This window comes from uncultured Flavobacterium sp. (assembly GCF_963925415.1).
Lineage (GTDB): Bacteria > Bacteroidota > Bacteroidia > Flavobacteriales > Flavobacteriaceae > Flavobacterium.
This window is the reverse complement of sequence record NZ_CAWUTS010000090.1, coordinates 1-24,232: the sequence shown is the minus strand read 5'-3', so window position 1 is coordinate 24,232 and position 24,232 is coordinate 1. Positions and strand designations below refer to the sequence as shown.

22 protein-coding genes are annotated in these 24,232 nt (G+C 29.9%); 9 read left to right on the top strand and 13 right to left on the bottom strand.

The features are described from left to right. The 5 genes from AABM47_RS07210 to AABM47_RS07190 all read left to right on the top strand — a co-directional run. A partial coding sequence (locus tag AABM47_RS07210; RefSeq protein WP_338410254.1) for a T9SS type A sorting domain-containing protein occupies positions 1-1,257 on the top strand: 1,257 nt, incomplete at its 5' end. Positions 1,258-1,344: 87 nt separating this feature from the next. Further along, positions 1,345-2,337: a glycosyltransferase gene (locus AABM47_RS07205; protein ID WP_338410253.1), complete on the top strand. Its 993-nt coding sequence runs from the start codon at positions 1,345-1,347 to the stop codon at positions 2,335-2,337. Position 2,338: 1 nt separating this feature from the next. Further along, positions 2,339-2,917 carry a dephospho-CoA kinase gene (gene coaE, locus AABM47_RS07200; RefSeq protein ID WP_338410252.1) on the top strand — a complete coding sequence of 193 codons (579 nt, stop codon included), beginning with the start codon at positions 2,339-2,341 and terminating at the stop codon, positions 2,915-2,917. Between the two features lie 76 nt (positions 2,918-2,993). Then, entirely contained in the window at positions 2,994-4,577 is a 1,584-nt protein-coding gene (locus AABM47_RS07195) for a HAMP domain-containing sensor histidine kinase (protein WP_338410251.1), read from the top strand. A 17-nt stretch (positions 4,578-4,594) separates the two neighbouring features. Further along, the gene (locus AABM47_RS07190; RefSeq protein ID WP_338410250.1) at positions 4,595-5,296 is read left to right on the top strand and encodes a response regulator transcription factor; all 702 of its coding nucleotides are present in this window, start codon (positions 4,595-4,597) and stop codon (positions 5,294-5,296) included. Between the two features lie 14 nt (positions 5,297-5,310). Here AABM47_RS07190 and miaA read toward each other — a convergent pair whose 3' ends face one another. From miaA to AABM47_RS07155, 7 genes are all read right to left on the bottom strand, one after another. Then, on the bottom strand, positions 5,311-6,243 hold the full coding sequence (gene miaA, locus AABM47_RS07185; RefSeq protein WP_338410249.1) for a tRNA (adenosine(37)-N6)-dimethylallyltransferase MiaA: 933 nt from the start codon (positions 6,241-6,243) through the stop codon (positions 5,311-5,313). Next, on the bottom strand, positions 6,236-7,069 hold the full coding sequence (locus AABM47_RS07180; RefSeq protein ID WP_338410248.1) for an ion transporter: 834 nt from the start codon (positions 7,067-7,069) through the stop codon (positions 6,236-6,238). Before AABM47_RS07180 ends, miaA begins: the two co-directional genes overlap by 8 nt. 18 nt (positions 7,070-7,087) lie before the next feature. Continuing rightward, positions 7,088-8,449, bottom strand: a complete 1,362-nt coding sequence (locus AABM47_RS07175; RefSeq protein WP_338410247.1) for an exonuclease domain-containing protein — start codon at positions 8,447-8,449, stop codon at positions 7,088-7,090. Between the two features lie 75 nt (positions 8,450-8,524). Continuing rightward, positions 8,525-9,184, bottom strand: coding sequence for a YggS family pyridoxal phosphate-dependent enzyme (locus tag AABM47_RS07170; RefSeq protein ID WP_338410246.1), 660 nt, complete (start codon positions 9,182-9,184; stop codon positions 8,525-8,527). 48 nt (positions 9,185-9,232) lie between these two features. After that, complete coding sequence (locus tag AABM47_RS07165) at positions 9,233-10,471, bottom strand: DUF1015 domain-containing protein (RefSeq protein ID WP_338410245.1); 1,239 nt, start codon at positions 10,469-10,471, stop codon at positions 9,233-9,235. Positions 10,472-10,498: 27 nt separating this feature from the next. Beyond that, complete coding sequence (locus tag AABM47_RS07160) at positions 10,499-11,398, bottom strand: 3-hydroxybutyryl-CoA dehydrogenase (RefSeq protein ID WP_338410244.1); 900 nt, start codon at positions 11,396-11,398, stop codon at positions 10,499-10,501. Positions 11,399-11,445: 47 nt separating this feature from the next. Then, a complete protein-coding gene (locus tag AABM47_RS07155) occupies positions 11,446-12,414 on the bottom strand; it encodes a Gfo/Idh/MocA family oxidoreductase (RefSeq protein WP_338410243.1) in 969 nt (322 codons plus the stop codon). A 218-nt stretch (positions 12,415-12,632) separates the two neighbouring features. Here AABM47_RS07155 and AABM47_RS07150 point away from each other — a divergent pair, with 218 nt between their 5' ends. Continuing rightward, on the top strand, positions 12,633-13,274 hold the full coding sequence (locus tag AABM47_RS07150; RefSeq protein ID WP_338410242.1) for a protein-L-isoaspartate(D-aspartate) O-methyltransferase: 642 nt from the start codon (positions 12,633-12,635) through the stop codon (positions 13,272-13,274). A gap of 34 nt (positions 13,275-13,308) precedes the next feature. Here the strand turns inward: AABM47_RS07150 and AABM47_RS07145 are convergent, their stop codons facing one another. Both AABM47_RS07145 and smpB read right to left on the bottom strand, forming a co-directional pair. Further along, positions 13,309-14,358 carry a Fic family protein gene (locus tag AABM47_RS07145; protein WP_338410241.1) on the bottom strand — a complete coding sequence of 350 codons (1,050 nt, stop codon included), beginning with the start codon at positions 14,356-14,358 and terminating at the stop codon, positions 13,309-13,311. A gap of 56 nt (positions 14,359-14,414) precedes the next feature. Continuing rightward, positions 14,415-14,867 carry an SsrA-binding protein SmpB gene (gene smpB / locus AABM47_RS07140; RefSeq protein WP_338410240.1) on the bottom strand — a complete coding sequence of 151 codons (453 nt, stop codon included), beginning with the start codon at positions 14,865-14,867 and terminating at the stop codon, positions 14,415-14,417. Between the two features lie 109 nt (positions 14,868-14,976). Here smpB and AABM47_RS07135 point away from each other — a divergent pair, with 109 nt between their 5' ends. Continuing rightward, positions 14,977-16,407, top strand: coding sequence for a choice-of-anchor B family protein (locus tag AABM47_RS07135; protein ID WP_338410239.1), 1,431 nt, complete (start codon positions 14,977-14,979; stop codon positions 16,405-16,407). Next, entirely contained in the window at positions 16,407-17,714 is a 1,308-nt protein-coding gene (locus tag AABM47_RS07130; protein ID WP_338410238.1) for a hypothetical protein, read from the top strand. Before AABM47_RS07135 ends, AABM47_RS07130 begins: the two co-directional genes overlap by 1 nt. On the opposite strand, the gene AABM47_RS07125 is transcribed toward AABM47_RS07130, so the two are convergent. From AABM47_RS07125 to AABM47_RS07110, 4 genes are read right to left on the bottom strand one after another with little or no spacing between them, the layout of a single operon-like run. After that, positions 17,715-18,563 (bottom strand): aldose 1-epimerase family protein, encoded by an 849-nt coding sequence (locus tag AABM47_RS07125; protein WP_338410237.1) that lies wholly within the window; start codon positions 18,561-18,563, stop codon positions 17,715-17,717. Further along, positions 18,564-20,120, bottom strand: coding sequence for a hypothetical protein (locus tag AABM47_RS07120; RefSeq protein WP_338410236.1), 1,557 nt, complete (start codon positions 20,118-20,120; stop codon positions 18,564-18,566). It abuts the gene before it with no gap. A gap of 6 nt (positions 20,121-20,126) precedes the next feature. Then, on the bottom strand, positions 20,127-21,269 hold the full coding sequence (locus AABM47_RS07115) for an ABC transporter ATP-binding protein (protein ID WP_338410235.1): 1,143 nt from the start codon (positions 21,267-21,269) through the stop codon (positions 20,127-20,129). Position 21,270: 1 nt separating this feature from the next. Continuing rightward, on the bottom strand, positions 21,271-21,831 hold the full coding sequence (locus tag AABM47_RS07110; RefSeq protein ID WP_338410234.1) for a GNAT family protein: 561 nt from the start codon (positions 21,829-21,831) through the stop codon (positions 21,271-21,273). A 102-nt stretch (positions 21,832-21,933) separates the two neighbouring features. On the opposite strand from AABM47_RS07110, the gene AABM47_RS07105 reads away from it, so the two are divergent. Beyond that, positions 21,934-24,138, top strand: coding sequence for a M1 family metallopeptidase (locus tag AABM47_RS07105; protein ID WP_338410233.1), 2,205 nt, complete (start codon positions 21,934-21,936; stop codon positions 24,136-24,138). The last annotated feature ends 94 nt before the right edge of the window (positions 24,139-24,232 follow it).

The window sequence follows — 24,232 nt, the reverse complement described above, 5'->3', positions numbered from 1 at the left end:
GATGTTTTAGTAAACGGAACAACTTATTATGCATCAGAAACATTAATATGTGAAAGTATTGCAAGACTAGCAGTTACAGCTACAGTTAATGCTCCAGTTGCTGTTCCGGTAGGTGCTGCAACACAAACTTTTTGCTTGTCTGCAAACATTACACAATTAGCAGTTACAGGTTTAAATGTAGTATTTTATGATGCTGCAATTGGCGGAAATGTATTGCCGCTTAATGCCGCTGTAGGTTTAACTAATGGTGCTACGTATTATGCATCTTCTTCAGACTTGGGTTGTGAAAGTGCTTCAAGATTAGCAGTTACAGTTGTTTTAGATAATCCAACTGCACCATCAGGAGATTCAGTGCAAGTATTTTGTGATTCAGCAAATATGACGCAATTAGTTGCTTCAGGATCAAACATACAATGGTATGATACTGCTACAGATGGTACATTGTTGCCAAATATAGCTTCAGTTGGTTTAGTTGGTGGTGCAACATATTATGCTAGTCAAACTATCAACGGATGTGAAGGAACAACACGTATGCCTGTATTGGTTCAAATGACACAACCTATGGCTGCTATATTTGCTCCAGTTGCTCCAATATGTTCGGGTACTACTGCTCCAACATTATCCTTAACTTCATCAAACGGAATAGCAGGAACATGGTTGCCATCAGTTGTAGATAATACAGCAAGTGGAACATATGCTTTTACTCCAGATGCTGGTCAATGTGGTTTTGGAACAACTTTAAACGTATCGGTTACAGCTTCAGCTGCAACACCAACAGGTGACGCATTACAAACGATATCTGTACCAAACGGAACAGATGTTGTTATAGAAGATTTAGTAGTTTTACCTTCATCAGTAGTTTGGTATACAACTTTAGCAGATGCTTTAGCTGGAACCAATCCTATAGCTGCCGGAACAGTATTAACAGATGGCTTAACATATTATGCAGTTGATGAATCAGTTGCTTGTGTGAGCAGTCCGTTAGCCGTTACAGTAACAGTTGTGTTAGGTGCTGAAGGTTTTGATAATGCTAGTTTTGTAGCTTATCCAAACCCGGTTAATGATATGTTAAATATTTCATATTCATCAGAAATATCTTCTGTACATGTGATTAATTTATTAGGTCAAGTAGTTGCTTCTAAAAATGTTGGAACGAATTCGACTCAAATAGATATGACAGACTTAGCTGCAGGTGCTTATATAGTACAGGTAACTGTTAATGATATTGTTAAAACAATAAAAGTTATTAAAAACTAAACGTTCTTAATATGTAATTTTAAAAAGCTGTCTTTATAGACAGCTTTTTTTTTGCAATCTTATTTAGAATAAAAGTATCTTTGTTAAATGAATTTTTCATTTATTATACCTGTTTTTAACCGTCCAAACGAAACGAACGAGCTTTTAGAAAGCTTGACTCTTCAGTCTGATTTAGATTTTGAAGTCGTTGTTATTGAAGATGGATCAACAGTTTGCTCTGAAGATGTTGTTCGTTCTTTTCAATCTCAATTGAACTGTAAGTATCTGTTTAAAGAAAACACGGGGCCTGGAGATTCTAGAAATTATGGAATGAAAAAGGCTTCGGGTGACTATTTCATTATATTAGATTCAGATTGTATTTTGCCAAAAGAATATTTTAAAAATGTAAAAAAAGCACTGAAAGATGATCATGTAGATTGTTTTGGTGGTCCAGACAAAGCATTAGATAGTTTTTCTACCGTTCAAAAAGCCATTAATTATGCCATGACTTCTTTTTTAACAACAGGTGGCTTAAGAGGAGGTAGCGAAAAACTAGAAAAATTTCAACCCCGAAGTTTTAATATGGGTTTGTCAAAAAAGGCTTTTGAAATTTCAAAAGGTTTTGGAAAAATTCATCCGGGTGAAGATCCAGATTTATCCATTCGATTATGGAAAGCAGGATTCAGAACCAAACTTTTTAAACAGGCTTTTGTATATCATAAAAGAAGAGTTGATTGGAATAAATTTTACAATCAAGTGTATAAATTTGGAAAGGCACGACCTATTTTAGATTTTTGGCATCCTGAATATTCAAAAATTACATTTTGGTTTCCTACATTATTTTTAATTGGAATTATAGGAGTAATAACACTGTCTTTTTTGCACATATTTATACCGGCTTTAGTGCTATTAGCTTATTTTGTAATTTTATTTATGCACAGCAGCATAAAAAATAAAAACGTACTTGTAGGGATATTATCGCTAGTTGCAACTTTAATACAGTTTTATGGTTATGGAAAAGGATTTTTAATTTCATGGTTGCAAATAAAATTAATGAAACAAGAACCAAAGAAAGCATTTCCTGAGTTATTTTTTGAATGATATGACAAAAATTATAGGTTTAACAGGCGGAATTGGTAGTGGAAAAACTACAGTATCTAATTATTTTTTAAATAAGAATATACCTGTTTATATAACAGATAATGAAGCACGTAAAATAACAGATTCCAAAAAAATAACAGCTATAATCGTTCAACACTTTGGAAATCAAATTTTAGAAAACGGAAAAATTAATAGGGCAGCACTCGCCAATATTGTTTTTAAAGATAAAGAAAAATTAAAACAACTAAATGCCATTATTCACCCAGAAGTACAAAAGCATTTTAAAAATTGGTTGAAAAGTAACATAAACAGTCCATTTGTTGTTAAAGAATCAGCTATTTTGTTTGAATCAGGATCTTATAATGATTGCGATTTAATTATTTTAGTAACAGCCCCAATAGAAACCCGAATAGAACGAACTATTAAACGAGACAATACAGATAGATCTTCTGTTGTTCAACGCATTAGTAATCAAATTTCTGATCAAGAAAAAACTACTAAAAGTGATTTTATTATTCATAACATTGATTTAGATGACACATATAGCCAAATTGAAAAAATGTTAAAAAAACTAATATAATATAATTTTAAAGCCAATTGTTAATCTTTGGTTAATATATGTGCAGTAATTATGTTAAAATACTAAATTTGTGGCTATGAATAAAGTAAAATTTAGATTGTTGATTTTTTTTATGAGCTTATCGCTTATAGGGCTTATATTGATAAAATTTTACTGGATTAACCTATTGCTTGAAAAAAACAATGAACAATTTAAACAGCACGTTCAACAAGTAATAAGTAATGTTTCAAAAAAAATAAATGATAGAGAAGCCTATGTTTTTATGCAGCGTTATAATGAAATTAGAGATAGTTTAGGAAAATTACCTTTGCAAAGTGATATTCGAAAATTTTATATGATTTCTAAAAATAATAATACCAATGAAACCATCATATATTCAAACTCAATCATTCCGCAAGATTATAATATTAATTCCACATTTTTTAACAGAAAATCAGATACTGTAGATATAAAAAGTTATATTTCTGAAAGAAAAACAGAAGTTTTTAAATCTACCGGACTAGATAAAACGGATGTTAAACTTAGAAATTCACCAGATATAAGCCTCGAAAATAAAGGCAGCTTAGATATTTTAGATAGAGCTCAATTGGAAATTGCATATAAAGATATTATGGCGCAAAAATCTTTATATGATAGATTATCAAAAGATGATTTGGAACGAATTTTACATAAAGAATTAAATAAACAAGAAATTAAAACACCTTTCGAATATAGTGTTTACAATAATGGTTTAGCTACTAAATTAAAATCTGATGGTTTTATATATGATAAAATTAGCACTTTTAAAGTGCCTGTTTTTCAAGATATAGAAGGAAATAGTCGTTATCAGTTGTTAGTTACTTTTCCTCAAAAGACTAAATATGTTTTGTCTTCTATTTTTTGGGTTGTTTGTTTATCAATATTGTTAACATTGATAATTATTTTAACTTATGCAAGTGCACTAAGGCAATTGATTACTCAAAAGCAAATTTCAGAAATTAAATCTGATTTTATTAATAATATGACACACGAGTTTAAAACACCAATTGCTACAATTAATTTAGCATTAGATGCCATACGAAACCCAAAAATTATTGATGATAAAGAAAAAGTTCATCGATATTTACAAATGATAAAAGATGAAAACAAAAGATTACATGCTCAAGTCGAAAATGTTTTGCAAATATCTAAATTAGAAAAAAAAGAATTAGACATATACAAACAACCTCTTGACGTTCATGAAAGTATTTCAGATGCTATAGATCATATTGGTTTAATTATTGAAGACAGAAATGGAGAGATAAATACAAGTTTAAATGCCACCAGTACCACAGCATTACTCAATGATTCACATTTTATAAATGTAATTGTTAACATATTAGATAATGCAATAAAATATTCAGTAGAAAGGCCTGTAATTCATATACATTCTGAAAATATAAGAGAATTTATATTAATACATATTAAAGATAATGGTATCGGAATGAGTAAAGTAGCTCAAAAGAAGGTTTTTGATAAATTTTTTAGAGAGCATACAGGTGACTTACATAATGTAAAAGGTCATGGTTTAGGACTTTCGTATGTAAAACAAATAATAGACAATCATAACGGTTATGTATATGTTGAAAGTGAAAAAGGAAAAGGGAGTACTTTTACAATTAAAATCCCAATAATAAATTAAAATTAAATAGCAGCATTATGGAAAACAAAAAAATATTATTAGTAGAAGATGACCCAAACTTTGGAGCCATTTTAAAAGATTACTTAATGTTAAATGATTACGAAGTTACTCATGCCAAAAACGGTATGGAAGGTTTTGAAAAATTTAAAAAAGACACCTACGACTTATGCATCTTAGATGTTATGATGCCTTATAAAGACGGATATACTTTAGCTAGAGAAATAAGAGAAAAAAATCAGGATGTGCCTATCGTTTTTTTAACAGCTAAATCTATGAAAGAAGATGTTTTAAAAGGATATAAAGTTGGTGCTGATGATTATTTAAATAAACCCTTTGATAGCGAAGTGTTGTTGATGAAAATAAAAGCAATAATTCAAAGAAAAAGTGCGGAAACAAAACCAGATTCTATAGTGTTTGAATTTAATATTGGTAAATTTCATTTAAATTCGAAATTAAGACAACTATCGTTTAATGGTGAAGAACCAAATAAACTATCACCTAAGGAATGTGAATTGCTTAAAATGCTAGCTTTACATGAAGATGATGTAATGCCAAGAGAATTAGCACTTACAAAAATATGGAGAGATGACAATTATTTTACATCAAGAAGTATGGATGTCTATATAGCAAAACTTCGTAAATATTTAAAACCAGATGAAAATGTAGAAATTTTAAACATCCATGGTGAAGGATTTCGATTGGTAATAAAAAAGACATAAAAATATAAAAAGCTCTAAGAAATTAGAGCTTTTTTGTTTTCAATACTTTGTATGATATTAGAAGTTTCTGTCTCAAAATCAAACCATTGTATTTCCTCATTTTTTTTAAACCATGTCAGCTGACGCTTGGCAAATCTTCTGGTGTTCATTTTTATTTGTTCGACAGCAAAGTCTAAAGTTGTTTTTCCATCAAAATAATCAAATAGCTCTTTGTAACCCACAGTTTGTAAGGCATTTAGTGTTTTGTTTGCATGCAATTTTTTTGCTTCTGCTAGTAAGCCTTCTTGCATCATTATTTTAACCCTAAGGTTAATTCTGTTATACATAATTTCTCTTTCGGACTCTAATCCAATAATAATAGGAATAAAATTTCGTGTGTTTTTTGTCTGATTTAAAAATGATGAATAGGCTAAACCTGAAGCCATGCAAACTTCGACAAAACGCATCATTCTTTGTGGGTTTTGAAGCGTTTGTGGATTTTTATTTAACAAAGTAGAGTAGTATTCCTTATCTAATTTTTGTAATTTTTGTTGCAGAAAACCAAGACCGTTTTCTTCATATTTTTTTCTGACGTTTTCACGAATTGCTGAAGGAATTTCAGGAAAATCATCAAAACCTTGTAAAATAGCATTCACATATAAACCGGAGCCACCAACAACAATTTGGATGTTGTTTTTTTTGAATAATACTTCTAATTTATAAACAACCTCTTTTTCAAAGTCACCAACGGTATAATTTTCAAAAATAGATTTATTTTGAATGAAATGATGTTTTGCAGAGGTTAACTCTTTTTTATTGGGAACAGCTGTGCCAATTTCCATTTCCTTAAAAAACTGACGGCTATCACATGAAATTATGTCACAATTAAAATGTTCTGCTAATTTAATGCTCAATGCTGTTTTACCAATAGCCGTTGGCCCAACGATTATGAGTAGGTAGTTATGCATTAGGTACTTTATTTCCACAATTATAACAAAATTTTGAATCGTTGTGATGATCTTCAACTCCACAGTCGTCGCAAACAGCACTTGACTTTTTAGGTGTTTTTTGGGAACTGCTTTTAACAATTTCGGCACTAACGATACCCGTTGGAACAGCTATTATTCCGTAACCTAATATCATAACAATAGATGCTAAAAACTGACCTAAGGGAGTCATTGGTGCAATGTCCCCATAACCAACTGTAGTAAGTGTTACAATAGTCCAATATATACTTGTAGGAATGCTGCTGAATCCATTTTCTTTTCCTTCAACCACAAACATTACAGATCCTATAATTATAGTGCTAATTAAAACAAAGTAAATAAAAACAATTATTTTTCCTTTGCTGGCAATCATAGCATCTTTTAATTGATTGGATTGTCCAGAAAATTTAGGATGATTAAGTATTTTAAATAACCGCAACAAGCGAAGTGAACGAATAACAGACAGAACACCAGTTCCTGTGAAGAAAAATGATAAATATAAAGGCAAAGTAGCTATTAAATCTATGATTCCATATAGACTAAAAATATATTTTAAAGGCTTGTTTAATGAAATTATTCGCAGTAGATATTCTATAGTAAAAAATATAGTAATTATCCACTCTAAAACAATTCGTTGGTCGTGATATTTGGTTTCAAAGCTTTCAACAGTTTCCATCATTGTTAAAAAGACACTGAACAGAATGACACCTAGTAACACTAAATCAAATAAACGACCTCCAACTGTATTGGTGCCATAAATAATGGTTGCCGTTTGTTGTCTAAAGTTTTGATAATTTGATTTTTTCATAAAACAAATATACGCTTTTTAGAATTTTACAATCTTTAAGTTCTTGTTTTTTCGAATAAAAGCTTGAATAATGGAACGTGTGTCTCTATTGTTTTGCATTGGAATAATAAGGTTTCGTAAGATATCTATATTGTTTATTTGATAATTTAATCCATAAAAACAATAGCCTTTATAAATTCCTTTTTCAATTAATACAGCAGTGTGTTCATCATATGTTCGGCCTTTGTCAATGATAACCATATTATTGCTTTCAAAAGAGTTTTTTGTAATAAACTCATACACTCTTTTATTATAAACATCAGTAGACTCTTGATCTATACATGCTCCATAACACTGTTTAATATCATATTGAAAGCAACTCTTTTTAGTGTTAAATATGCCATTAATTTTTTGACATAAATTGTATTTTTCTGTAATTTTGAAAAGGGCTGTTTTTCCTTCTTCAATGGATGCAAAAGATGTTATTTCTTTTTTTCTGCCATCAGTTTTTTCTAATTTTAATGCAATATATCCTGATTTTGTTGTTTCAGAATACAAAGCCCAATTAAAAATATTTTTTCGTTGTGCTCTATTGTAAATAGGTTTGTTGATTTTTATTTCTTCACTTTCTTTTAAAAGAGCTATTAATTCAGAGCCTGTTTCTTCATAAGTGACCGTAAACACATGAGCTTGTATTTTTTTTGATTTTGCAGTTTTTCCAGTAAAATGTTGATTGATTCTATTTTTAATATTTTTACTTTTTCCGATGTAAATAATATCACCTTTTTCGTTGTAAATGTAATAAATACCAGTTTTTGAAGGAATACCGCTTATAATATCTAAAAATTTTGGTAAAACTCCCGATTTTACTTCTGTTTTAATGTAGCTGGTTATTATTTCTTTTGAAGTGTCTTTTGACAATAAAAGTTTAAATAGTTTTACTGTAGCTAAAGCATCTCCACTAGCACGATGTCTATCGGTTACAGGAATTCCTAATGCACGAACTAATTTGCCCAAACTATAAGAAGGTTGCTCAGGTATTAATTTTTTAGATAATTCTACAGTACAAATAGTAGGGCGAACAAAATCATATCCCAATCGGCTAAATTCGGTTTGCATGATTCGATAATCAAATGAGGAGTTATGGGCCACAATGATGCAGCCTTCGGTCATTTCAATAATTCGTTTAGCAATTTCATAAAACTTAGGAGCAGAACGCAGCATGGCATTGTTAATTCCAGTTAAATTAACCACAAAAGGTTGAATGGGTTTTTCGGGATTAACAAGACTTATAAATTGATCAATAACTTCGTTGCCATTGTATTTGTAAATAGCAATTTCGGTTATCCCTTCTTCATTAAATTGTCCTCCAGTAGTTTCTATGTCGAGTATACAGTACAAGTCAGTATTCAGTGTATATTTGTTAGTATTTTGTGCAGTAATCTTAATTCAAATATCGTTATCAATATTTTTATATTATTTTCTATTTCCAAAGATACTACTTCCAATTCGAACCATAGTACTTCCACATTCAATAGCCGGTATATAATCTCCAGACATCCCCATTGATAAAGTATTTAGACTGAAGCTTAAGGTGTTAAGTTTATCAAAAACAGATTTTAATAGAAGAAACTCTTTTTTAATTTGATTTTGATCTTCTGTAAATGTTGCCATACCCATTAAACCAATAATTTTAATATTTTCAAAAGACTCTTTTTCTTGTTGAACATGTTTTATAACCTCGTTCAATTCTTTTTCATCTAAACCAAACTTAGTTTCTTCTTCAGAAATATACATCTGCAACAAAACATCAATTACACGATGGTTTTTTTTAGCTTGTTTGTTAATTTCTTGTAGTAGCTTTAAGCTATCTACACCGTGAATCAAACTCACATATTCAGACATATACTTGACCTTGTTGGTTTGAACGTGCCCAATCATATGCCATTGAATGTCCTTTGGCATTTGTTCCCATTTTTCGGTCATTTCTTGGATTTTGTTTTCTCCAAAAATGCGTTGCCCCGCCTCATAAGCTTCCATCAAATCTGACACAGGTTTTGTTTTTGAAACAGCTACAAGTATTACGTTATTTGGAAGTTGAGACTTTATTTGAGTATATTTTTGAGCTATTGACATTTTTAAATTTTCTAGTAATTAATTTGAAATTAATTTTTTGTTCTAATTCTAAAGCTCGTATACCAACAAACCACTTCTAAACTTAGGTTCAATGTAGGTGCTTTTTGGTGGCATAATTAAATCGTTATCTGCAAAAGCCTTAATTTCATTTATATTTGATGGATAAAGTATAAAGCCAACTGCAAACTCTCCTTCATCAACTACCATTTTTATTGAAGTTATAGATTGTTTTCCTGAAATATAATCAATGCGTTCGTCGTTTCTTAAATCTTCAATCCCAAGTATAGGTAATAATACTTTGTCATACAAAATTTGAGCGTCTAGATTGTCTAAAATTTCATGTTGTGTTTTGTATTGATCCTGTATATAGGTTTTGTTTTTATAAAATAAAGCATAAAAATCACCGTCCAAATACATTCCAAACTCAAACTTATCTTCAGGTTTCCACAATTCCTGCCCTTTAATTTTTATAATAAAATGAATGGCTAATTTATCCAAAAAACCATCTTTTGTATTTCCGTTTAAATCGCGTATGATTCTATTGAATTCATATATTTTAACATTACTTTCGGGTATTAAAAAACTCATAAAGTAATTTAAATTATTGTTTTTAACATGTTTTTGATCTTCATGTAATAACTCTGCAGAAGCCGATCTATGATGACCATCAGCAATATATAAATTAGGCATAGCATCAAAATGACTGGTTAACCAGTTTATGTCGCCTTCGCTTTCAATTTTCCAAAGGGTGTGTTTTTCTTTATTGGTTGTTGAAAAATCGTATAAGGGTTCGTTTTGTTTTTTTAATAAAATCCAATCACTTATTGCTTCATTATCTGGATATGTAACCAAAACGGGCTCCGTATTAAAACCAGTTTGTTGCATATAATCTTTAAATAATTCTACCCTGTATTGAAGTGTGTCTTCGTGTTTTTTAATTGTATTTTTTTGATAATCTTCAACGGAAGTACCTGCAATAATTCCTGTAAATTTTTGATTTTTGGCTTGAATATCATAGATATAATATGCCGGACTTTCTTCTTGAATTAAAATCTTTTCTCTTTTAAAGTCTTGATATTTTAATGCAACACCTTTAAATCGTTTGTCTAAACTAATTTTTCGAACATTTGCAAATGCAGGATTTATGACATGTAAAAACGAATATGGATTAAAGTTAAGCCAAGCTACTACTTCAGCGGCACTGTAATCATCATAATTTCTACACGATACCAACCCAACTTTATCTGGTGCAGGACGAACAGCTTTAAAAGGAATTATTTTACTCATTTATTTATCAGATACTAGTTATACACTTTAATTGTTTTTTGTATTAAATTGTTTCGAAACTTTTTCTGCTTTTTTATTTTCAGAATAATCATAAAATCCTTCTCCAGATTTGATGCCATGCTTGCCAGCCATCACCATATTTACCAATAAGGGACAAGGAGCGTATTTTGGGTTTTTAAAACCGTTATGCATTACATTTAGGATGGATAAGCAAACATCTAAGCCAATAAAGTCGGCTAATTGTAAAGGGCCCATAGGGTGTGCCATTCCTAATTTCATGACGGTATCAATTTCGGTTACACCAGCTACACCGTTGTATAAAGTTTCTATAGCTTCATTTATCATAGGCATTAAAATGCGGTTGGCTACAAATCCAGGATAATCATTTACTTCTGTAGGTGTTTTGCCTAGTTTTATAGATAAATCCATAATTAATTTAGTAACTTCATCTGAGGTTGAGTATCCCCTAATAATTTCTACCAACTGCATAATTGGTACAGGATTCATAAAATGCATGCCAATAACACGTTCGGGATGAAGTACTTGAGAGGCAATTTGTGTAATAGAAATAGATGAAGTGTTTGATGCCAAAATTACATTATGGTCACAAACATCACTCAATTGTTTGAATATTTTTAATTTTAAATCCACATTTTCCGTAGCTGCTTCAACTACTAAGTCACAACCCACAATACCGTCAGCAATATCAGTATAGGTAATGATATTTGCAATAGTTTTATGTTTGTCTTCTTCAGTTATTTTTTGCTTTAACACCATTCGATCAAGATTATTGGCGATAGTTGCGATACCTTTTTCTAATGATTGTTCAGAAATATCGATTAGTTTTACAGTAAATCCTGATTGCGCAAAGGTATGTGCAATTCCGTTACCCATCGTTCCTGCTCCAATTACGGCTATTTGTTTCATGTTAAAATTTTAGTTATATTTTTATTTAAAGTTTCAATTTTAGAAACTCATTTATTTTTCATCGAATCAATAATCATATACGCAATGCGTAATGCTTCTGTGCCATCTTGTAGCGTTACTATTGGTGTTGTGTTGTTATTTATAGCATCTGCAAAAGACTCTAATTCATCTAATATGGCATTATTTGGTGCAACTTCTGGATTATCAAAATAGATTTGCTTTTTATCTCCTTCTGCGTTTTGTAGAATCATATCAAAATCACCAGGAACTTCTGGAGCTGCTTTCATTTTTACTACTTCGCAAACTTTATCTAAATAATCTACAGAGATATAAGCATCTTTTTGAAAAAAACGTGATTTTCGCATGTTTTTCATTGATATTCTACTCGATGTAATGTTTGCAACGCAACCGTTTTCAAATTCAATTCGTGCATTAGCAATGTCTGGTGATTGACTCAAAACAGAAATGCCACTTGCGTGAACAGCTTTTACTTTAGATTTTACAACACTTAAAATTGCATCGATATCGTGAATCATTAAGTCTAATACTACAGGAACATCTGTACCTCTTGGATTAAATTCTGCCAAGCGATGTGTTTCAATAAACATTGGATTTTCAACCATGTTTTTTATAGCTATAAAAGCTGGGTTAAATCGTTCCACATGTCCAACTTGGCCTTTTACATTAAATTCATTTGATAAAGAAATTATTTCTTCTGCTTCTTCTACAGATGTTGCAATTGGTTTTTCAATAAAAACATGTTTACCCGATTTTATAGCAACTTTTGCACATTTATAGTGTGAAAGTGTTGGAGTTACAATGTCTACAACATCTACAGCATGAATTAATCGTGCTATGGTGTCAAACTGAGTATAGCCAAATTCGGCTGCAACTTTTTTTCCATTTTCTTGGTTTTCATCATAAAAACCAACCAATTCGTATTTTTCTGACTGTTCTAATAATCGCAAATGAATTTTTCCGAGATGACCAGCACCTAAAACGCCGACTTTTATCATATAGATACTATTTTTTTTTTGATGGATGAAATACCAGAAAGAAAATCTTCATTATAATTTATAATTTAAAATCATGGTTATTCTATAAAATTATATATTTATCAAATGTACTATTTTAGTTCAAATTTTAAAAACTTATGGCTTTAAAAGTTTAGCATTTTTACATTTGAAATTTAATATTTAAAAAGTATTTTTACCAATCAAATTAATTTATCAAATTGAAAAACACTTCAAAACATCAAGGTCTTAGAAATCAATTGTCTAAAATTTTAGAAGAAAAAGGGATTACAGACAAAAGAGTTTTAGAAGCTGTTAAAATTGTGCCGCGTCATTTATTTTTGGATTCTAGTTTTGAAGATTTTGCATATCAAGATAAAGCATTTCCAATAGGAGCAGATCAAACCATTTCGCAACCTTATACTGTTGCTTTTCAAAGCCAATTATTAGATGTTCAAAAAGAAGATAAAATTCTTGAAATTGGCACCGGTAGTGGTTATCAAACAGCTGTTTTATGCACTATGGGAGCAACGGTTTACTCCATTGAAAGGCAAAAAGAATTGTTTAAAAAAACATCTCTTTTATTACCGAAACTAGGTATAAGACCAAAAAAAATGATTTTTGGAGATGGATATAAAGGCTTGCCTGAATTTGCACCTTTTGACAGTATACTGGTAACTGCGGGAGCACCTATTATTCCGAAACCTCTAATGGCTCAATTAAAAATAGGAGGTAAGTTGGTTATTCCGTTAGGCCAAGAAAATCAAATCATGACGATGTTGATTCGTAAAAATGAAACTCAATTTGAAAAACACGAATTTGGAGAATTTAGATTTGTGCCACTCTTGGAAGATAAGAATTAATGTTAGCCTCACTTTATTTAAGCATTTTTTTAAACTATTGTTTAAGCATAGAAAGGTATCGTTCTAAACAATCTTTTTCTGTTTGAGCAATTAACATTAAAAAGTTTTCTTTGTTGTTAGAAGTTTGAGCTTTTTCTAATGCTTTGTAATAATTCATTCTTGTATCGTAATCTCCTTTAATATTTGCAATTACATAACCATGTTGAAGAAGAATTAAATTCATTATTAGACGAGAAATTTTACCATTTCCCTCAATAAAAGGATGAATCGCAACTAATTTTTTGTGCATCTCAGCTGCTAAAATTATAGGGTGTAATTTGTTTTTGTTTTCTAAAAACCATAAAAAATAATCTTCCATAGCTTTTGAAATCAAATAAGGCTGTAGAGGCAAATGAGAACTGTCTTTTATAAGCACCTGCACTTTTCTATACTTGCCCGCATCTTCTGACACAATTCCTCTAAGAATTAGATTATGAATAGATAATAGTTCTCTTTCATTTAAAGAAAAATTGCGTTTTACTAGTAATTGAATGTAGTGTATAGCTTCTTGATGATTTATAGCTTCCAGGTGTTCACGCATGCTTTTTCCAGAAACAGTTGTTCCTTCATTCACAATTAAATCTGTTTCGTGAAGGGTTAAAGTATTACCTTCTGTTTTATTGCTTTCAAAAGTGTATTCTAATTCTAAGCTCTGGGTAATTTTAAAACAATCAAGCGATTTAATATTGTTCAATTCTTTTTTTATTGAATCAATATCACTTAATATATTTTGCAGTTCATGTGAAAGAGTTTCTTTTTTTAAATCGGCATGATGTATAGCTTCTGCTTCTGCTAGTTGTAAAGCTTTTAATCCAAATTCTTCATCTTTTATTTCATGTAAAATACGCTCTTTAATCCATTCAACAATTAAAGTTTCATATTTAATTTCTAATACTTCTGAAAGTCTTTTAATTTGTTCTTTTGTTGGTTTTCTTGAGCCACTTTCAAACTTACTTATCAATGCTTGATCAATACCAATTAGTTGTGCTAATTCACGTGTTTTAATGTTTTTTTGCTCTCTAGCAGTTTTTAATAGTTTATTCATAGCAATGAAAAGTACATACATGACTATTTAAGTCATAAATTTTTATATAAAAAAACTTAAAAAGATTTTTTTATCCGATCGATGTCTCTTTTTGTGTCGTTTTCTTTTAAGGATTCACGTTTGTCGTAGTTTTTCTTTCCTTTAGCTAATGCTATTTCAATTTTAGCTAATCCTTTTTCGTTTGTATATAATTTTAAAGCAACAATGGTTAGTCCTTTATTTTGGCTTTCCTTTTCTAATTTCTTTAATTCTTTTTTGTTGAGCAATAATTTTCTTTCACTTTTTGTTTTGTGATTGTAATGCGTTCCATATTGATATTCTTCAATATGTGAATTAATTATAAAAAGTTCGTTATTGTGAAATTCACAAAAACTTTCTGCAATTGAAGCCTTACCTAAACGTATGGATTTTATTTCAGTACCGGTTAAAACGATACCAGCATTGTACTTGTCTAATATTTCATAGTCAAATCGTGCTCTTTTATTGAGTATGTTAATCGTTTTTTGCATATGGTACAAATGTAAAGTAAATCATTAAATACTACAATTATTATTATTTATTTCGTTTGTAAAAAAAAACCTACATTATTCTTATATTTGTAGTTCAATTACAATTTTTATGAAAACAAGTTTAAAAAAAGTGTTCCTATGCTCTTTTCTATTTATTTATTCTGGTTTTATTTTTGCTCAAACCCCTTGTGTATCTGGAGTAGCAGGAATATATCCATGTAATAATTTAGATTTAATGTCACATTTATCAAATACTCAACTTGGTGGAAATACAAACTCAGAAGCTAATGATATTTGGGGTTGGACAGATTCTTTAGACAACAAAGAATATGCGTTAATAGGATTAAATAGCCATACTGCATTTGTAGATATTACAAATCCATCTGCACCTATTTATTTAGGAAAATTACCAACAGCAACTCAAAACAGTATTTGGAGAGATATAAAAGTGTATAACAATCATGCGTTTATAGTTAGTGAAGCTATTAATCACGGTATGCAGGTTTTTGATCTTACAAGATTAAGAAATGTTACAACACCTCAAACTTTTACAATGGATGCCCATTATACAGGATTTGGTAAGTGTCATAATTTAGCCATCAATGAAGCAACAGGTTTTGCTTATGCAATTGGTACAAATACTTTTTCTGGAGGGCCTCATTTTATAAACATACAAAACCCTACGGCTCCTGTTGCAGCTGGTGGCTATGATGCTCAACAATACAGTCATGATGCTCAAATTATAATTTATAACGGACCCGATACAGCACACCTTGGTAAAGAAATCTTTTTTGGTTCTAACCAAGACAAAGTTGTAGTTGTAGATGTTACCAATAAAGCAAATCCTATCTTATTGTCGACGTTTACCTATTCTAATACTTCTTATACACATCAAGGTTGGTTGACAGAAGATCATGCATATTTTTTGCTTGGTGATGAACTTGATGAGTCTAACTTGGGTTTTAATACAAAAACCATTATTGCCGATATGACAGATTTAGACAACCCCGTATTAAAAGCAAATTACTCTGGAACTACTGCTGCAATTGATCATAATGGCTATACAATGGGAAATGAATTTTATTTAGCAAGCTACAGAGCTGGTTTGCGATTATTAGACATAACAAACATCAATTCTGGTGCCATGTCAGAAATTGGTTTTTTTGATACCTTTCCATCAAGTAATTCAAACTCTTTTAATGGTGCATGGAGTGTTTATCCTTATTTTGCAAGTGGCTCTATCGTTATAAGTGATATAGAAAGTGGTTTGTTTGTTGTAAAAAAGAGTGGCACATTATCCAATACTGATTTTCACGAAATATCGGTTTCATTGTATCCAAATCCTTCAACTGGATTGTCAAAATTAACATCAAAAAATTTAATAACCTCGGTTGGTATTTTTAATACTTTAGGTAAAGAAGTTAAATCGTTCAATTTAATAAGCGTTAATGAATTTGATGTAAATACAAATGATTTTGCTCCAGGTTTGTATTTGATCGTAATAAATGGTTCAACTACAAAAAAATTAATAGTAGAATAATGAATAAATTTTTTTTCTTTTTAGCTTTAATTTTACTATCATCTTGTAACAAAGAAATGGACCTAAATCAAACAGGCCCTAATGCGTTTAATGGCCAAAAAATTTGGTCTAAAACCTATGGAGGATCAGATTTAGAAGAAATACATGGCGCAATTGCAACCCAAGACGGAGGATTTGTAGTAATTGGAAATACAAAGAGTACTGATGGTGTAATTACAGATAAAAAATATGCATTAGAAGACATATGGCTTTCAAAATACAATACCGATGGAAATTTATTGTGGAGTAAAACGTATGGAGGTTCTCAAGACGATATAGGATATAGTGTAATTGAAAATAACGACGGAACATTAGTAATTGCTGGATACAGTAAAAGTAGCGATGGTGAGGTGCCAAGCAATTTAGGCATGCACGATTTTTTTATTTTTAAAACTGATTCAAGTGGAAATATAATTTGGACAAAAAGCAACGGTTTTCTAAGTCACGATCATGCCCATAAAATAATAAATACGTCAGATGGTGGTTATTTTGTTGTTGGTTACATTGATTATGCGGGGTTAGGTAGAAACGTTTTTGGAACGCTTCATGGTGTTGGCGAGTTTTATGGTCAAAAATTAGATGCAAACGGAAACAAACTTTGGGATAAGTATTTTGGTGGAACAAAAAATGATAGAGTTTTTGATGTGGTGGAAGCTAATGATGGCGGTTTTGTTATGGCAGGTTTTTCTGAAAGTGATGATTTTGACGTAAACGATAGTCATGGCAGCTATGATTATTGGGTTGTTAAAGTAAGTGCATTTGGCGATTTAGTTTGGAAAAAAACATATGGCGGTTCTCAAATAGATCAAGCTTATGGAATTGAAAAAAACATAAACAACACCTATATTATTACAGGAACATCAAACAGTACTGATGGAGATATTTCATCAAACAAAGGAGCTAATGATGTGTGGGTTATAAACATCGATGATAAGGGCTTATTGCTTTGGGAAAAATCATTTGGTGGATCAGCTTTTGATACTTCAAATTCAATTAAAAGTATTTCAAACGGAAATTTATTAATAGCTGGTCATACCAGAAGTTTTGATGAAAACAAAGGAGAAAACGACTTTTTTGCCTTTAGCATAAGCCCAAACGGAAATTTGCTATGGCAACAAACATTTGGAGGTACTGATTTTGATTTTGGTTCTGACGCCGTCGAATTAAAAGATAAGGGATTTGTTATGGTAGGACAAACATTGAGCAATAATTTTGATATCCCAATCCAAAATGGAAACGGAGATTTGCTTATAGTAAAAGTGCATTAATCAATAAATTTCAATGCTAAAACTACAGGTAAAAGATTCTTTAGAATTTAATATTTGAATGGCTTCTTTTTCATAAATGTTGCCTGTTGATGTCAAACTATCTGCATAACCTAACCAGGGTTCAATACACAAAAAAGCTGCGTTTTTTTTGGTCCAAACGCCTAAAAAAGGAAATCCTTCAAAATTAACTTTTACATGTGGTTGATCCTTTTTTAAAATACTAATTTCATTTGATTTAAGTTGTTTAAATACCAAGGCATCTTTTTCAAATAATGCATATGTAAGTGGCAATTTTCCTTGTTCTATATAAATGTTTGAAGTTGTACCATTAAACAATTCGTGTTCTAAATGATGGGTGACTAATTGCTCTTCATTATTAAAACTTAAACTGTAGTTTTCAAAATTTTTAGGAATTGAAAACGCAGGATGCGCTCCAATATTAAAGGGCATTTTCAAATTTGAATTATTGACAACGGTATAGCTTATAGTTAATTTATTTTTTAACAAAACATAGGTCAATTGCAACTCAAATTCAAAGGGGTATACTTGAAATGTTTCTGTGTTTTGCACCATTGAAAATACAACTGTATTTTCAGTTTTTTTTAAAACTTTAAACTCAAAGTTTCTTGCAAACCCATGTCTTTGTAAAGTATATGCTTCTTTGTTTAAGTTGTAAGAATTGTTTTTTAAAGATCCCACAATTGGAAATAAAATTGGAGAAGTTTTGTTCCAATACCGTTCGTCAATAGTCCATATATAATTAATTTCTCCTTTTAAAAATGAGGTTAATTCAGCACCTAAATGATTAATAGATGCTGTATATTTTTCGTATAATAGTGTTGTTTTCATCTATTCTTCTGCTAATCCTTTCCAATTTTTAATAATTCTACTCATAATAAAAATTACGATAATTGATATAATAAAATTAATTACCATCATATCAGGTATATGCGTATTTAACCAATAGTTTTCTGGAGAATCATAATTTCTATAGTTATTTCTTTCCTGTCTATATTTTCCAAGAATTAAAAAATAGAGAACAGGAATGACACATGCAAATGTCCATAAAAATAAATTTAGAGCAATTCGACTTAATTGAATACTTTTTTTATTAAAATAAATGATAAAAAAGTAAATTATTACACTTAAAATAGTAAATAATGCAAAATATAAATAATATATTTCAGACGAAGCAATAGCTGTAAAAACGCCATAAATGATATTTAATATTCCAAATGAAACTAAAGAAATTAACCAACTTTTTCCTGATGAAAATCGAAAAGAAATGATTAATAAAGATAAGACCAGTGCACCATATAAGTAGGCTAAAATTTCGTCTAATTCGATAAAAGGTTTTGTATGTGCTTTTGAAGCTATCTTATATTTTGTTTTTAAAACATCTTGTTGAACAAAATACTTTGAATATTTACTTTTATCTTGATTTCTATAGCCTTTTGAATAATAGTTTATGTTGTATCTGTAAGTATCATCTGTCTCAAATTCTTCATAATAGGGAATAATGTATTGAAAATCTGTAAATTCGGGTCTGTTGTACGTTATTTTAAACCATTTATCTACATTTAAATTTGTTCCAAGATTATGCTCTTTAATTAATTTTAAGTAATTGGTCATTAGTTTTTTAATTTCAATTTGATTGTCATTAAAAAGCCAATTTTTAACTTCTAAATTTTGTAACGAATCTTCTTTATTGTCAAATACTGAAAATTCAAAATTAGCACGATTCATTAAAGAATATTTGTCAAATTTTTTATTTTTGAAATAGATATAATCTTTATAAATAAGTTTATATGGATAAGCAGCTTCTTCTACTGTTTCCAATGCAACTTCCTCAATGGCATGATCATTAGTTTGATATTCAATAATGTTTTCTATTATTTTATTTCCTAAACTATCTATTAAATTTGAAGCTAAAGAATCAATTTCAGTTTCTTTAAAATAACCATCAATAAAAATATTTGCATTGCCTATTATTTTGCATCTAGTTTTGGTTTCTTCTAATGAAAAATAACTTTTTTGATGCAATTGTCTTCCAACTTGAAAAGATAAATAAAACGAAATAAGCAACAAACAAATAATAAAAACCTGAAACCATTCATAAAATAAACTATTTTTAGATTTGGTGTAATAAGATTTTAACGAATTGTTTTTGAAGTAATTAACTAACCATAAAATAATAATAATAAGCACCAATAATATACCAAAAAGAATAGCACTTACTTCAATATCTACTATTGTTTGGTTTGAAAAATCAATTGTTCCTTCATAAAAACCTAAAGCAAAGAAAATCAATTGTAACAAAACACCAATAAGTAACATTGGAACTAATTTAGTATTCCAAATTAAAGGAAACTTTAATAATAATTTTTTCTGAATATCTTTTAGCATAGGGTTTTAGTTTACAAAAAAACGTCTTGTTGAATTAGAAATATTGCGCATATAACTAATGGTAACGTTTTGATTAATAATAGTTTTCATGAAGTCATTAATTGTAATGTTATGAGGAAAAGTAGCAATTAATGTTCCACCGTTTTGTTCCATACTTATCAATTGTAAACTTTCAAAAGCAATTTTTAATTCACTTAAAGATTGTGTACTTTCAAATTCAATAATAAATTGTTTTTCTTCGTTTTCTGAAGCAATATTCAAATTTTTTTGAGCTCCATTTTTTAAAAATAGTACTTGATTAGAAGTTTTTTCAACTTCATATAATTGTTGCGAACTCAAAACAATAGCAATTGGTCGAAATGCAGAGTTTGCAATATTTCTAAAATCATCTAAAACAGTTTGTTGTGCCAAAATATCTAAATTAGCTAAGGGTTCATCAATTAATAAAATTTTAGGTTTTCTAAGCAACATTCGTGCTAATTCAAAACGCATTTTATAACCTGACGATAAATTATTCCAACGATGATTTCTATATTTTCTTAATCCTAACCTTGTAATTATTAAATCAACAACTAAATTATTTTCTTCAGCTTTATAGCCATAGCAACTTGCAGTAAATTCAAGATTTTCATACATAGAACCTCTCCATGTTTCTGTTCGTTGTGGTATATAAACTAATTTTGTTCTCAAATCAAAAGTATCTTCATAGTCAAAATTGTAATTAATACTTCCAGAAGTAGGATGTAATTCACCACAAATACTTCTTAATAATGTAGTTTTACCATTACCATTTTCACCAACTAAACCAACAATTTCTCCTGTATTTATATTTAAATCAATTGGTCCTAATGAAAATGTTGTATATTGTTTAACTAAATTTTTAATTGAAATAATATTTTGATGTTCATTACAAATTTTGGAACTCAAAAAAGCATGAAGTTCTTCTAATAAATGTGTTAGCTTTTCATTTTTTTCAATCTCATTAGATTCATTTTCATCTAACCAATTTAGAAAAGAATTTGTTTTTTTATAATACTCAATATTTTCTGTATCTAACGTAAAATCGATAACTCTTTTTATTGCTTTGTTATAATCTTTAAAACTTAAAAGTTCTTTTACTATTAAAAATTGGTTTTCAAATTCGCTCATATTATTGTTTATAATTTCGTTTTAATATTGAATAAATTACACTATCTGAAAAAATTCCTTCAAAACAAATATTTTCTTTTAAATGAGCTTCTTTTACAAAGTTGTTTTTTTGTAAAACACGTTCAGAGCATATATTTGAAGGATCAATTATTGCTTCAATTGAATTTAATTTTAAATTATTAAATCCATAATCAAGTAGTTTTTCCACAGCCTCAGTAACTATTCCTTTTCCATGATATTCGGGTAGAATCATATACCCTATTTCAGAACGATAATGTTCAGGATTTATGATATAATGTCCCAATAAACCTATCATTTTAGGATTGTCTTTTAAGCAAATCACCCAATTAATACCTTCGTTTTTATTAATTTTATTCTGAATTATTTTTATATGTTCCAAAGCATCTTTGTAATTTTTTAACAAAGGTCTAGGTATGAATTTCATATTTTCTGGGTTGCTCCTCAATAGAAAAACTTCATTGACATCACTTTCACTAATTTCTCTAAAAATTAATCGTTCTGATGTTAAAATTGGGAAAGGTGTAAAATTTAGTGTAAGCATTAACAAATATTTATGATCCAAAGGTACTGAAAATTAAAAATACTATTTTTTTTTTTCGTTAATTTGTTTCCTATTAATATTTAATAACTTAAACTTAACCCAATGAAAAATATTTTTTCAAAAGCAATCACAATAGTTGCTTTATGTATTGGTTTTTTGGACATTCAAGCACAAGAATCTCAAACGAACAACTACAGTTATGTAGATGCTTTTGCGCCAAATTTTTATACTAAAAATGCTACAGAATATAGATCAGCTAGTGGAAAACCTGGTTCAAAATATTGGCAAAATAGTGCTGATTATGTTTTAACAGCCAATTTGAATGAAGATACTAAAGAGATTAAAGGTACAGCAGATGTAACGTATACCAATAACAGTCCAGATCAATTGAATTTTATTTGGATGTATTTAGATCAAAATTTATTTGCTAAAGATTCTCGTGGAAATGCTGTAATACCTGTAAGCGGTTCTAGAAATGGAGCTAAAGGGGAAGCATTTGATGGAGGCCACAAAATTTCTAAAGTGGAGGTTAATGGTAATGCAGCTTCTTATGAAATTGTAGATACACGCATAAAAATTGTGTTAGCCAAACCCTTAAAATCAAATGGTGGAAAAGCTAAAATTAGCATAGATTTCGCATTTGTTTCTCCAGAATATGGCTCAGATAGAATGGGATATTTGCCTACAAAAAACGGTACTATATTTACTATAGCTCAATGGTACCCAAAAATGGCCGTTTATGATGATGTAAGAGGATGGAATACGCAACCTTATTTAGGTGCAGGTGAATTTTATTGTGAATACGGAGATTTTGAAGTTTCTATAACTGTTCCTTCAAATCATTTTGTGGTTTGTTCGGGTGATATTACAAATGCTTCGCAAGTAATGAGTAAGTCAGAACAAGCCAATTGGGCAAAAGCTAAAGAAAGTGAAACTACAGTTATGGTTCGTTCTTCTGATGATGTAACAAAACTGACTGCAAATGGAACAAAAACGTGGAAGTTTAAAATGACTAATTCGCGCGATGTAGCTTGGGCTTCATCAGCTGCTTTTATTATAGATGCTGCTCGCATCAATTTACCAAGCGGAAAAAAAGCAATGGCAATTTCGGCTTACCCTATTGAAAGTGAAGGGCAAAAAGCTTGGAGTCGTTCTACAGAATATACCAAAACAAGTATTGAAGGTTACTCTAAAAGATGGTTTGAATATCCTTACCCTGCAGCAATAAACGTTGCAGGAAATGAAGGTGGAATGGAGTATCCTGGAATTGTATTTTGTAAATACTCTTCAAAAGGAGCTGGCTTATGGGGCGTAACAGATCATGAATTTGGTCACGCTTGGTTTCCTATGATTGTAGGATCAAATGAAAGACAATTTGCTTGGATGGATGAAGGTTTTAATACGTTTATCAACGGAGTAAGTGCTGAAGATTTTAATGCAGGTGAGTATAAAGAACGTAAAATGAACATGCACCGTATGGCTGAAATGATGACAAGTCCTTCATTAGAGCCTGTATATTCTGCTCCAGATGGAATGAAAGAACGCAATATGGGTATTTTAGCTTATATGAAACCAGGAACGGCACTTGATCTATTGCGTAATGAAGTTTTAGGAAAAGAACGTTTTGATAATGCATTTAGAACATATGTGCAACGATGGGCTTTTAAACACCCAACACCAGAAGACTTTTTTAGAACAATGGAAAATGTTTCAGGTGAAGATTTGGGTTGGTTTTGGAGAGGTTGGATTACAAATAACTGGAGGTTAGATCAAGCAATTACGGGAGTAAAATATAACAAAAATGACCCTAAAAATGGTGCTGTAATTTCTATAGAAAATTTAGAAAAAATGGCAATGCCTGTTACTTTAGAAATTGAAACGGTTTCTGGTAAAAAAGATGTTGTTAAATTACCAGTTGAAATTTGGCAACGTAATACAAGTTGGTCTTTCAATTATGAGTCAACAGAAGAAATTAAAAAAATAACAATAGATCCAGAAAACAATTTACCTGATGTTAATGACGACAATAACGAATGGAAATCTGCTGGTATAGAAGATTTAAAACCAGGTAAATATGCGGCCTATGCTGCAGATTATTCAAGTAAACAAATTCCTGTAAAAATAACCATTTTAGAAGAAAATGATGTTATGATCATGTCTGCAAATGGAGAAGAAATTGAAGCTGAAGACAAAGGCGATAATACATTTTCTATACCTTCACAAGGAGTTGAAATTAAATTTGCAGAGGACAAACAAAGTTTTAAATTAAACGTACAAGGTCAAAGTTTTGAATTTAACAGAGACTAATTTTTAATCAATATAACACTAAAAAAGGACTTCATTTTATGAGGTCCTTTTTTATTTGAATGCTATTAGTTTAACCTTATTTTTAATGCAAAAC